This is a genomic window from Nesterenkonia sp. NBAIMH1, from assembly GCF_007922635.1.
In the GTDB taxonomy this organism is placed as follows: domain Bacteria; phylum Actinomycetota; class Actinomycetes; order Actinomycetales; family Micrococcaceae; genus Nesterenkonia; species Nesterenkonia pannonica.
The window spans coordinates 1,622,185-1,634,636 of the sequence record NZ_CP042335.1; the positions used below are offsets into that span (position 1 = coordinate 1,622,185).

Below are 12,452 nucleotides of genomic sequence, written 5' to 3' on the forward strand. Positions count from 1 at the left end.
GCTCCGGTCGGCCGCGGGACGAGGGAGCTGATAGAACTGCGTGGTGAGTCGAGAAAAGTCTGGGCTGCCGCAGGTTCTGCTGGTGGCCACCGTGCTGGTGGTCGCCGCCAACCTTCGCCCCGCCATCAGCGCGGTCGGGCCCCTGCTGGAGCAGATACGGACGGACACCGGCCTCAGCCCCTCGCTGCTGGGCCTGCTCGGCGCCATCCCGGTGCTGAGCTTCGGCGTCATCTCCCCCTTCGTTGCGGGCATCGCCGCCCGGTGGGGACTCGAACGAAGCATCTTCGCCTCCCTGCTTCTCCTCGCCGTCGGCACCGTCCTCAGGTCCCTGCCGCCAGGGGCGCTGCCCGGAGATGAGAGCACCAGCGCGCAGCTCTCGCTGCTCAGCGGCACCGTCATCCTCTCGGCGGCCATAGGCGTCGGAAACGTCCTGGTGCCAGCCGTCGTCAAACGCGACTTCCCCACCCGGGTGCCATTCATGACCGGCCTCTACACCGCCACGATGGCAGGCTTCGCCGCGCTCGCCTCCGGCACAGCGGTGCCCATCTCCAGGCTCGGCGGCTGGGAGCTCGCCCTCGGCGCCGGTGCGCTCATCGCGCTCATCGCCGCCGGCGTGTGGGCCGTCCGTCTTCGTGAGCCCGACCTCGCCACGGGGGCGCTGCCCCTCTCGCCCGTCAGCGGCTCATCCCGTTCGTCCACGGTGTGGACCTCCGCCGTCGCGTGGCAGGTCACCGCCTACTTCGCGCTCCAGTCCACTCTGTTCTACCTGCTGCTGACCTGGTATCCCTCCATGCTCGCCTACCAGGGGATCGGGGAGGCCTACGCCGGATGGATGCTCTCGCTCTGGCAGGGCATCGGCATCGTGGCCAGCCTGACGGTGGGACCGGTCCTGCAGCGCTCCCGAGACCAGCGGCTCGTCGCCGCCCTCGTCTGCACGAGCCTGGCAGCCTCGCTCATCGGACTGGTTGCTGCGCCCGCGCTGGTTCCGCTGTGGTCCCTGCTGGGCGGATTCTCCACCGGCACCATGCTGCTGCTCGCGCTCACGATGATCACCCTGCGCGCCAGCACCACCCATGAGGCAGGGCAGCTCTCCGGGATGGCTCAGGGCGTGGGCTACCTGTGCGCGGGATCCGGACCCCTGCTGGCAGGGGCCGCCTTCGACCTCACCGGATCATGGATGCCGGTGATCGTCGGCATGCTCGTCGCCACGGCGCTGCTGGCAGGGGTGGGCATGCTGGCCGGCCGCGCCGTGACTCTTCGCTGACGGCCGCTACGCTCTCGGCGAGGACAGCGCCCTCCATTCCGCGGCAGGGGGCGGACGCTAGTACCGTAGAGTCAATCTGAACCTGGCCCGACGACGGAGTGCAATTGAACTTCAAGAAGATCTTCACCGGACCGCTGTTCTGGATCGTGACTGCGGTGGTCCTTCTGCTCCTCGTCGTGCCTCTGCTCTTCGGGTCCTCCGGCTCCGGGGAGCAGGTGGACACCAACGTCGGCATGGAGCTCCTCCAGGAGGACGAGGTCGAAGAGGCCCGGATCGACGACGGGGACTCCCGGGTCGACCTGACGCTGTCGGAGTCCTTCGAGCTCGACGGTGAGGACCTCGGCGACGCCGTCCACTTCCACTTCTCCCAGGCGCGCGCCGAGACAGTGGCTGAGACCGTCGCGGATGCCGGACTGGAGGGCTACACCGACGAGCCTGAGCAGTCGAACTGGCTGCTGAGCATGCTCGGGTTCATGATCCCCTTCCTTCTGATCGCCCTGCTGTTCATCTGGCTCATCACACGGATGTCCGCAGGCGGCGGACGCATGATGCAGTTCGGCAAGTCCAAGGCCAAGATGTTCGACAAGGACATGCCCCAGGTGACCTTCGCCGACGTGGCCGGCTCCGAAGAGGCCGTCGAGGAGCTCCACGAGATCAAGGAGTTCCTCTCCGAGCCGGAGAAGTTCCAGCGCCTCGGAGCCAAGATTCCCAAGGGCGTGCTGCTCTACGGCCCGCCCGGCACCGGCAAGACCCTGCTCGCCAAGGCCGTCGCCGGGGAAGCCGGCGGCTCCTTCTACTCGATCTCCGGCTCCGACTTCGTGGAGATGTTCGTCGGCGTCGGCGCCTCCCGCGTCCGCGACCTCTTCAAGCAGGCCAAGGAGAATTCGCCCGCCATCATCTTCGTCGACGAGATCGACGCCGTGGGGCGCCAGCGCGGCGCCGGCGTGGGCGGCGGCAACGATGAGCGCGAACAGACCCTGAACCAGCTGCTGGTGGAGATGGACGGGTTCGACGCCAGCACCAACATCATCGTCATCGCAGCCACCAACAGGCCCGACGTACTGGATCCCGCGCTGCTGAGGCCCGGACGCTTCGACCGGCAGATCCCCGTCGAGGCCCCAGACTTCTCCGGCCGCAGAGCCATCCTAGAAGTCCACTCCAAGGGCAAGCCCATGGTGGAGGGCCTGGACCTGGCCTCCGTGGCCCGCAAGACCCCGGGATTCACCGGTGCGGACCTCGCCAACGTCCTGAACGAGGCCGCTCTCCTCACCGCCCGCTCCAACGCGGACCTCATCGACGACCGCGCCGTGGACGAGGCCATCGACCGTGTGATGGCCGGTCCGCAGAAGCGCACCCGCCTCATGAAGGATCACGAGCGGCGAGTCACCGCCTACCACGAAGGCGGACACGCCCTCGTGGCCGCGGCGCTGAACTACTCAGCTCCCGTCACCAAGATCACCATCCTGCCGCGCGGCCGCGCCCTCGGCTACACGATGGTCATCCCGGAGGACGACAAGTACTCCACCACCCGCAACGAGCTGCTGGATCAGATCGCCTACGCCATGGGCGGCCGCGTGGCCGAGGAGATCGTCTTCCATGACCCCTCCACGGGCGCCGCCAATGACATCGAGAAGGCCACCGACACCGCGCGCAAGATGGTCACCGACTTCGGAATGTCCGCGAAGGTCGGCTCGGTCAAGCTGGGCTCGGGCGACAGCAGCCCCTTCCTGGGCAAAGAGATGACGACCGGCAAGGAGTACTCCGAGAATCTCGCCGCCACGGTCGACTCTGAGGTGCGCGGCATCATCGACGAAGCCCATGACGAGGCCTACTGGGCGCTGACCGAGAACCGGCACGTCCTCGACCGCCTGGCCGAAGAGCTCCTGCGCGTCGAAACGCTGGGAGCCAAGGAGGTCGCGGCGATCTTCCACGATGTGAAGAAGCGCCCCAGGCGCAGAATATGGGAGTCCAGCCCCGACCGGCCCATCGTGGTCGCCGGGGAGACCGTCAACGGCACCCCTCAGAGCACCGAGTCGGATGCCCGTCCCACGGAGAGCCGAGATGTCTGAAAGCACAGCCGAGATGTCCGAAGGCATCGACCTGCCTCGCATTGAGCGAGCCATCCGAGAGGTCCTGCTGGCCGTGGGGGAGGACCCGGACCGTGAAGGCCTCCGGGAGACCCCGCGCCGCGTCGCCGCGGCCTACGCCGAGACGTTCAAGGGCCTCACGCAGGATCCGGCCGAGCTGCTGACCACCAGCTTCGACATCGGCCACGAGGAGCTCGTCCTCGTCAAGGACATCACCTTCTACTCCATGTGCGAGCACCACCTGCTTCCCTTCTACGGCGTGGTGCACATCGGCTACATCCCCTCCGCGCACGGCAAGGTCACCGGCCTGTCCAAACTGGGCCGGCTGGTGGAGATCTTCGCCAAGCGCCCCCAGCTGCAGGAGCAGCTCTCCGCGCAGATCGTCGACGCCCTGATGACCCATGTGGAGCCCTCCGGCGCGATCGTCGTCGTCGAAGGCGAGCACCTGTGCATGTCCATGCGGGGGGTGGCGAAGCCCGGCTCGAAGACCATCACCTCAGCAGTCCGCGGCCAGCTGCGCGACGCCGCAACCCGAAGCGAAGCGATGAGTCTGATCGTCTCAGGCCGGTGAGCATGCGCACCCAGGTGATGGGGATCCTCAACCTCACCCCCGACAGCTTCTCCGACGGCGGCCGGCACGACACGCTCGGCGAGGCGCTGGCCCAGGCGGAGCGGATGACCCGCCAGGGCGCGGACATCCTCGACCTCGGCGGGGAGTCGACCCGGCCCGGAGCTGCGCCCGTTGACCCGGCCGAGGAGCAGAGCCGCATCCTTCCCGTGCTCGAGCGGCTGCTGGAGCGCTTCCCTCGACAGCTGTCCGTGGACACCCGCCACCCGGAGACCGCCCGGGCCGTCCTCGAGTGCGCCGGATCACAGGCATCCGGCCTGATCATCAACGACGTCTCGGGCCTGCTCACACACCCCGACATGCCCGCAGCCGTCGCCGAGAGCGGATGCGAGATCGTCATCACCCACAACCGGGGCGACTCCGTCACGATGCAGGAGCGCACCCAGTACGACGATGTGGTCGCAGACGTGATCGACGAGCTGCATCAGGTGCGCCGGCGCTACCTCGAGGCGGGGACACTGCCGGAGCGCATCATCCTGGACCCGGGAATCGGGTTCGCCAAGACCCATGAGCAGAACTGGCGCCTCACCAGAGACCTCAGCCGGCTGACCGGGCTGGGGCACCGGGTGCTCTACGGCGCCTCCCGCAAGGGGTTCCTCGGACAGCTGCTGAAGGACGAGGACGGCGAGCCTCGGCCCGCCTCCGAGCGCGACCATGCCACAGCTGCCCTCACGGCCCTCGCGGCCGCCGCCGGGGTCTGGGCGGTGAGGGTCCACGCTGTCGGCCCCAGCGCCGACGCGGTCAGAGCTGCCGAAGCCGTCACCGCACTTGAGGGTTGAGGTAGCGCAACCCTCAGCCCTGGGGGAGAGTAGTGGCATGGGCGCAGACATCATTCGGCTGACGGGCCTGAGGGTCCGGGGGCGGCACGGCGTCTTTCAGGCGGAGCGGGAGACGGCGCAGCTCTTCGTCATCGACGCCGAGGTGCAGATTCCGCTGGCCCGCCCCGGACGCACCGACGACATGCGCGACAGCCTCTCCTACGCCGACGTCGCCGCAGATCTGGAGCGAGTGGTGACCGGCCAGTCCTACCAGCTCATCGAGCGGCTCGCCGCGGTCTGCGCCGAGCGTGTGCTGCTGCTGGACCCTCGCGCCGCCGCCGTCACGCTCACAGTGCACAAGCCTGAGGCCCCCATGTCTCAGGACTTCGACGATGTCTCCGTCACCATCTCTCGGACCCGAGCAGACCTTCCTCTGGCACAGGGCGCTGAGTCCGCCGGCTCCCCGGCGGAGGGGCCGAGGGCTGAGTCCCCGTACGAGCGCACATCACTGGCCGACCTCGCGGAGGAGGCCAGCACGCGGCACCTCCGCGACCCCGACCTGCCTGCCGCCTTCCCGGTGCGCAGCGTGATCGCCCTGGGCTCCAACGTCGGAGACTCGCCGCTGACGCTCGCCTCTGCCGTCGCCTCCCTGGAGAGGAGCGACGACGTGGCGGTCCTCAGCCGCTCTCCGGTGGCCCAGACCAAGCCCGTCGGCGGGCCCGCCCGGCAGCGCGACTACCTGAACCAGGTGGTGGAGATCGAGACGCGTCTCTCACCGCATGCCCTGCTGGACCTGGCCCAGACCATCGAGGATGAGCACAACCGAATCCGTGAGCAGCGGTGGGGCCCTCGGACCCTGGACGTGGACATCGTCACCTACGCCGGGGCGGTGATCGACTCCCCGCGGCTGCAGGTGCCGCACCCGTCCGCCGCGGAGCGGGCGTTCGTTCTGCTGCCCTGGTCCTGGATGGACCCGGTTGCGCTGCTCGAAGGGCGGCCGGTGCGTGAGCTCGCCGCCGAGGCGCACGACCACGACGATGTGATCCGCCTGTCTGACGCCTCGGAGTCCGAGTCGGTGCCGGGTGCAGACATGGATCCCGCGCACCCATGAGGCCGATGCGCGCCCTGTGGCTGCTGGCGGCCCTCGGAGGCTCCGCGGTCGCCGGGTTCCTCGCTCTGCACCTCACCGCAGCGTGGGGCCTGCCCTCGCCGGTGCTTCCGATCATCTCCGTGGTCACCTTTGTGGGCCTCGGGCTGCTCCTCATCAGCCTTGGTCTGGTAGTGCGCGCTGATCAGCGTCGCATCGAGCGCGCGGCGGAGCAGGCCCGGCTGAAGAACGAGGCGCCCCGGCATCCCGAACGCTGGCTGCATCCGCTGCAGGCCATGCGGGTGGCGGTGGCCGGCCAGGCTGCCGCCTACGCCGGTGCGCTGGTCGCCGGCTGGCACGGCGGCGTGCTCCTTGACCTGGGTCCCGCAGCCGGTCTCGGGACCCCCAACGTCAACGCCGCGGTGGTCATCGGGCTGGCGGGCGCCGGCTGGGTCCTCGTCGGATTCGTGGTGGAGCGGCTCTGCCGGATCCCCCCTGACGCAGGCGGGGGCCGGAGCGGTACGCTCGCAGACGAGAGGAACACCGAGGAGGGAAACGAGGGATATGCACTCTGAAGCCATCGACCCGGCAGGGGTCGAATGGACGCGGGTGGACGAGAAGCTCATCACGGTCCGCCTCATCACCGGGGTGGCCGGGTGGCTGATCTGGCTGGTGGTTCCGGCGGCCGCCCTGACGCTGACCCTTCTGGGCATCTGGGACATCTGGGCGTGGCTTCTCGGGCTCGTGCTCGCCGTGCTGCTGATCTGGGCGGTGATCGACCTTGCTCTGGTGCCCCGTCGAGTGCGAGCCATCGGATACTGCGAGCGGCAGGACGACCTGCTGATCCGCACCGGCATCCTCTGGCAGCGCGTCGTGGCGGTCCCATACGGCCGGCTCCAGTACGTGGACATTGAGGCCGGGCCGATCATGCGCAGATTCGCCATCTGCACGGTGCAGCTGAAGACAGCATCCGCCGACACCGATGCGTCCATACCGGGGGCCACCCGAGCAGAGGGAGCACGTCTGCGCGATGAGCTCTCAGCCCGCGGGCAGGCCCGGCTGGCAGGGCTCTGATGACAGAGCAGTCCGAACCCGCCGCCGCAGAGGGCAGGGAGGCCTGGTTCGACGAGACCTGGACCAGGGTCCACCCGCTCAGCCCGGTGGTCCAGGGGTGGGCGATCTTCATCGGTCTGCCCGTGCTGGTTCTGGGCTACAACTGGCAGGCCTGGCAGGGACTCTGGGAGGCGATCCGCTCAGGCGAGCTCCAGGAGACGGTTCAGGAGAACCCCACGGCGACGCTGATCGGGGCGGCAGCGCTCGTCGGACTCTTCCTTCTCATCTTCGGGGGTGCGTTCCTGGGCTGGTGGTTCACCCGCTACAAGGTCACCGATGAGCATGTGATGGTGAAGTCCGGGGTCTTCGTCAGGCAGCACCGGCAGGCGCGGATCGACCGGGTTCAGTCCGTGGACCTGCGTCAGCCGCTGCTAGCCCGCTTCACCCGACTCGCTGAGCTGAAGTTCGAGGTGGCTGAGGGGGACGGCACAGCTGTGACGCTCTCGTTCCTGCGACGGGCGGAGGCGGAGCAGCTGCGCGGCGAGATCATGGACCGTGCCTCCGGACGCGAGGCGGAGCCCGCACATCAGCCTGACCCGGATGCCTATGGGGCCGAGCCTCAGAATCACGCCGTGCACGCCGACGGTCCCTACGCGCCGCAGCCGCAGCCGCAGCCGAGCAGGGCAGCCGAGGAACGGTTCATCACCAAGGTGCCCACCCGACGCCTCATCGGTTCGGTCCTGCTGGGGCCGGTGGTCGGAATCGTCGTCTTCATCACCGTGTTCGCGTCCCTTGCTGCCGCGTTCATCACCCTCATCCCGACCCTGTTCGGCGACACCGGGAGCCCGGGCGGGCTCTGGGCGGTGATCGCCGGAGGCATCGGGGCGTTCCCGTTCCTGATCCCGATCGTCATCGGCTTCGCGTTCACCATCTGGAGCCAGGTCAACAGCGCCTACGGCTTCACCGCCACCATGACTGATGCCGGCCTGAGGCTGCGCTACGGACTGACCACCACCAACACTCAGACGGTGCCCCCAGGACGCGTCCAGGGTCTGAGCATCCGCCAGCCGCTGCTGTGGCGCATGCCCGGCTGGTTCCAGATGAATGTGACCGTGGCCGGGTACGGCCTCGATGCGCGCAATCAGGTGCTGCCCGTCGGGACCAAGGACGATGTGATGGCGGTGGCGGCCGAGATCTTCCCGGATCTGCGGGTCGACAACCCCGAGGAGCTGTTCATGCACGGGATCACCGGCTCCGGGGAGGAGCTGGGCTTCACCGCCGTGCCCCGACGTGCCCGCATCTTCGACCCCCTGGTCCATCGGCGCCGAGGCTTTGTGACGACCCCCAGCGTGCTCATGCTCCGTGACGGCTGGGCCGCCCGCGTGCTGCGCATGATCCCCCATGAGCGGGTCCAGTCGCTGGAGCTGAGCCAGGGTCCCCTGGCCCGGCGACGACGCGTCGCCGACGTCAGGGTTCACCTTCCCTCGGGTCCGGTGCTCGGCCTGGCGAAGAATCAGGACCTGGCCTCCGCGCAGGACCTCTACGAGTTCGAAGCTTCGCAGGCAGCGGTGGCGCGCCGCATATCGGACCGCAACCAGTGGATGCAGTCCGAGGAGCTCGCGGAGTTCGAGCGGATGGTGGAGAAGATCGAGACGGAGAAGGAGGAGTCCCGTGTCGATTGATCCCTACGCCGCAGATCTGCCTGGTCCCTCCCGGCAGGGCCGCCTGGGCATCGGTGTGATCTCAGCGGGCAGGGTCGGGGCTGTGGCCGGGTCCGCGCTGCAGGCTGCGGGGCACCACGTCGTCGGAGTCCATGCCGTCTCGGCGGCGTCGCGAGAGCGGGCGGAGCGGATGCTCCCCGATGCTCCCATTCTGGATGTTCCGGAGATTCTGCGCCGCGCCGAGCTGATCCTCCTCGCTGTGCCCGACGATGCGCTCCCGTCAGTCGTCTCCGGCGCTGCCGAGGCCGGGCACTTCCAGCCCGGGCATCTGGTGGTCCACACCTCGGGACGCTTCGGCACAGGGGTGCTGATGCCTGCCCAGGAGGCGGGGGCGATCGGCTTGGCCATCCACCCCGCCATGACCTTCACGGGAACGCCTATGGACCTGCAGCGCCTGAGCGCTGCGGCGTGCGCCGTGACGGCGCCTGAGGATGTGCTTCCGGTCGCCCAGGCGCTCGTGGTGGAGATGGGTGCGGAGCCGGTCGTCGTCGCCGACGAGCACCGGGCGACGTATCACGCGGCTCTGGCCCATGCGTCGAATCATCTGAACACCATCACCGCGCAGGCCGCGCAGCTCCTCGAGGGCGTCGGCGTGGAGAGGCCCTCGAGGCTTCTGGGCCCGCTGATGCAGGCCTCGCTGGACAACGCGCTGGCCTCCGGGGAATCAGCCCTGACCGGCCCCGTGGCCCGCGGCGACGTCGGGACCGTCCGGCTCCACGTCGCACGGCTCAGCGCCGAGGGCATGCCCCCGGACATCCTCGCCGCCTACACCCAGCTGGCCACGTCCACAGCCCAGCGAGCACTCGCGAGCGGGAGGATCACACACACGCAGGCCGCCGAGATTCTCGACGCCCTCAAGCACCCCTGAGCGGCCCCGCCGCCTGAGGGAACGTGCCCGGCGAGCTTGCGGAACGAGGCTGCCGCCCCCGCCCTAGACTGGGATGCCGTGACCCAGATTCTCCGGACCATCCCCGAGCTCCAGGATGCGCTCGCCGCCGCCGTCGAGCACGCCGAAGCCTCGACGCCCACCGTCGGCTTCGTGCCCACGATGGGTGCCCTGCACTCCGGCCACGGAGAGCTGCTGAGGGCCGCACGCGAAAGCGCGGACATTGCCGTGGCCAGCGTCTTCGTCAACCCCCTGCAGTTCGACGATGCCTCGGACTACCTGCACTACCCCCGGCAGCTGGAAGCCGACGCCGTCCTGCTCGAGGAGCACGGCGTGGACCTCGTCTTCGCTCCCTCGCTCGACGAGATGTACCCGGGCGAGGTTGAGGGGTCGGACGCCCCGGACCCGCAGGTGCGCGTCAGCGTCGGAGACATGGGACGCATGTGGGAGGGGGCCTCACGCGCCGGGCACTTCGACGGTGTCGCCACCGCAGTGGCCAAGCTCCTGAGCATCGTGGCCGCCCCTCTCGGCCGCCGGACCGTGCTGCAGGCCTGGTTCGGGGAGAAGGACGCCGAGCAGCTCGCCATCATCCGGCGGCTGGCCGCAGACCTCAACCTTCCCGCAGAGATCCGTGCTGTGCCGATCGTCCGCGACGAGAACGGGCTCGCCCTCTCCTCACGGAACCAACGGCTCACACCGGAGCACTACCAGTCTGCTCTGAGCCTGAGCGGAGCGCTGAGGGCCCTCGCCGAGGATGCTCGCCGAGGGCGGCCGCTGAACATCCCTCTCCAGAGCGCCCACGTGAGGTCCGCGGGAGCAGACCTGGACTACCTCGTCGTCGTCGACCCCGCCACGCTCAAGGAGCTGGATCTCAGCGAGGTCGCCCCCCTGCGGCACGAGGCTCTGACCCTCATCGCCGCACGGGTGGGACCAGTCCGTCTCATCGACACCATGAGAATAGGACCCACGGTTTAGGCTGGCGGCATGACCTCCGCGCTGTTTCCGCACACTGATGAGTCCGTACGGCCGCAGGATGACCTGAACCGCCACGTCAATGGCGCGTGGCTGGCCACCGCGCAGATCCCCGAGGACCAGGACGCCTACGGCGCCTTCCATCACCTGCGGGACAAAGCCGAGGAGGACGTGCGAGCCATCCTGGAGGAATCGGCGCAGGCGGTGAACTCCCCCGACACCGCTCAGTCGCTGGACCCCGAGTTCAGCCGCATCCAGCACCGCACCGGAACGTTCTACGCCGCCTTCATGGACGCCGAGCGGGCGGAGGAGCTGAAGCTCGCTCCCATCGCCGAGAAGCTCATCGCCGTCGACGCAGCCGACAGCCCCGGGGAGCTGCTCCGCCTGTCCTGCGCCTGGCAGCGCGAGGGAGTCAGCGGGCTGATCGGTGCAGGCGCCGTCCGCGACGCCGGTGACCCGCAGCGCGTGCTCTGGCATGTCATGCAGGACGGACTGGGTCTGCCCGACGAGGCCTACTACCGCGAGGAGACTCACGCAGAGACCCTCGGCCAGTACGAGGAGCACCTGGTGCGGCTGCTCGCGCTGGGCGGCTATGCGCAGGAGGAGGCAGCATCCGCGGCTGCCGATGTCGTCTCCCTAGAGAAGCGGCTCGCCGGGCACCACTGGGACCGGGTGACCCTCCGCGACGCGCAGAAGAGATACAACCTGAAGACCCGGGCCGAGGCCGAGGCGCTGATGCCGCTGCTCGCCGCGGCCATCGACGGCTGGCAGCTCACCGACGCGCAGGCGGCAGAGATCGTCGTCGGACAGCCGGACGTGCTCGAAGGGTTCCAGGGCGCGCTGACGCAGGAGCCGCTGGAGACGTGGAAGCACTGGCTGCGCGTCAATCTCCTGCGCAGCGCAGCACCCCTGCTGCACCAGGCCATGGTCGATGAGCACTTCGACTTCTACGGCCGCACGCTCAACGGCACTCCTCAGCTGAAGGAGAGGTGGAAGCGCGGAGTGGCCATGACCAACGCACACCTGGGTGAGGATGTCGGCCAGATCTACGTGGACCGCCACTACCCGCCCGAAGCCCGCGCCGCGATGGACGAGCTCATCGACTCCCTGCTGCAGGCATACCGGCAGTCCATCTCGGAGCTTGACTGGATGGGCGAGGACACCCGCGTCCACGCCCTCGAGAAGCTCGGCTCCTTCACCCCCAAGATCGGCTTCCCCAACCGCTGGATCGACTACTCGGACGTCCCCGTCGGCCCCGACGCCGTAGAGAACTCGTCCCGGGCGTCGATCGCCGCCTGGAACCGTGACGTCGCAAAGATCGACGAGGGCCCGGACGACGAGGAATGGCACATGACCCCCCAGACGGTCAACGCCTACTACCACCCGCTGGAGAACGTCATCTGCTTTCCGGCAGCGATCCTTCAGCCGCCCTTCTTCTCCGCCGATCGGGACATGGCGCAGAACTTCGGAGGCATCGGAGCGGTCATCGGGCATGAGATCGGTCACGGCTTCGACGATCAGGGCTCCCGGTATGCGGCGGACGGCTCCCTGACTGACTGGTGGACCGAAGCAGACCGGGAAGCGTTCGAGCAGCGCACCGGGAAGCTGGTGCACCAGTTCGGCGAGCTCTCCCCATCCGTGCTCGACGATCAGCACACCGTCAGCGGCGAGCTGACCCTGGGGGAGAACATCGGCGACCTGGGCGGGATCGGGATCGCTCACAAGGCCTACACGCTCTGGCTCGACGGCCGCCAGGACGAGGAGATCGACGGACTCACCGGTGACCAGCGGTTCTTCAGCGCATGGGCGTCGGGCTGGCGGCAGGTGATCAGGCCCGAGCGCGCCCTGACGCTGCTGAGCATCGATCCGCACAGTCCGGCCGAGTTCCGCGCCACTCAGCCGGTCAAGAACGTCGACGCGTTCCACGAGGCCTTCGGCACGGTCGAAGGCGACGGAATGTGGCTCGCGCCGCAGGAACGCGTCACCATCTGGTGAC

At 68.8% G+C, this 12,452-nt stretch carries 11 protein-coding genes; all 11 read left to right on the forward strand.

From position 1 onward, the window contains the following. The first annotated feature begins 43 nt into the window (after positions 1 to 43). On the forward strand, positions 44 to 1,264 hold the full coding sequence (locus FS388_RS07690) for an MFS transporter (RefSeq protein ID WP_168198654.1): 1,221 nt from the start codon (positions 44 to 46) through the stop codon (positions 1,262 to 1,264). 104 nt (positions 1,265 to 1,368) lie between these two features. Further along, positions 1,369 to 3,333: an ATP-dependent zinc metalloprotease FtsH gene (ftsH, locus tag FS388_RS07695; protein WP_146340891.1), complete on the forward strand. Its 1,965-nt coding sequence runs from the start codon at positions 1,369 to 1,371 to the stop codon at positions 3,331 to 3,333. Next, positions 3,326 to 3,922: a GTP cyclohydrolase I FolE gene (gene folE / locus FS388_RS07700; RefSeq protein WP_246836148.1), complete on the forward strand. Its 597-nt coding sequence runs from the start codon at positions 3,326 to 3,328 to the stop codon at positions 3,920 to 3,922. Before ftsH ends, folE begins: the two co-directional genes overlap by 8 nt. A gap of 2 nt (positions 3,923 to 3,924) precedes the next feature. Then, positions 3,925 to 4,758: a dihydropteroate synthase gene (folP, locus tag FS388_RS07705; protein ID WP_146341925.1), complete on the forward strand. Its 834-nt coding sequence runs from the start codon at positions 3,925 to 3,927 to the stop codon at positions 4,756 to 4,758. 37 nt (positions 4,759 to 4,795) lie between these two features. Further along, entirely contained in the window at positions 4,796 to 5,848 is a 1,053-nt protein-coding gene (folK, locus tag FS388_RS07710; RefSeq protein ID WP_146340892.1) for a 2-amino-4-hydroxy-6-hydroxymethyldihydropteridine diphosphokinase, read from the forward strand. After that, complete coding sequence (locus tag FS388_RS07715) at positions 5,845 to 6,399, forward strand: DUF3180 family protein (RefSeq protein WP_146340893.1); 555 nt, start codon at positions 5,845 to 5,847, stop codon at positions 6,397 to 6,399. The genes folK and FS388_RS07715 overlap by 4 nt, the downstream gene beginning before the upstream one ends. Further along, complete coding sequence (locus tag FS388_RS07720) at positions 6,389 to 6,898, forward strand: PH domain-containing protein (protein WP_146340894.1); 510 nt, start codon at positions 6,389 to 6,391, stop codon at positions 6,896 to 6,898. Before FS388_RS07715 ends, FS388_RS07720 begins: the two co-directional genes overlap by 11 nt. Next, positions 6,898 to 8,559, forward strand: coding sequence for a PH domain-containing protein (locus FS388_RS07725; RefSeq protein ID WP_146340895.1), 1,662 nt, complete (start codon positions 6,898 to 6,900; stop codon positions 8,557 to 8,559). The genes FS388_RS07720 and FS388_RS07725 overlap by 1 nt, the downstream gene beginning before the upstream one ends. Next, positions 8,549 to 9,466, forward strand: a complete 918-nt coding sequence (locus FS388_RS07730; protein ID WP_246836149.1) for a Rossmann-like and DUF2520 domain-containing protein — start codon at positions 8,549 to 8,551, stop codon at positions 9,464 to 9,466. Before FS388_RS07725 ends, FS388_RS07730 begins: the two co-directional genes overlap by 11 nt. 78 nt (positions 9,467 to 9,544) lie before the next feature. After that, a complete protein-coding gene (gene panC / locus FS388_RS07735; protein WP_146340896.1) occupies positions 9,545 to 10,459 on the forward strand; it encodes a pantoate--beta-alanine ligase in 915 nt (304 codons plus the stop codon). A 9-nt stretch (positions 10,460 to 10,468) separates the two neighbouring features. Next, positions 10,469 to 12,451 (forward strand): M13 family metallopeptidase, encoded by a 1,983-nt coding sequence (locus FS388_RS07740; protein WP_146340897.1) that lies wholly within the window; start codon positions 10,469 to 10,471, stop codon positions 12,449 to 12,451. Position 12,452 lies beyond the last annotated feature (1 nt).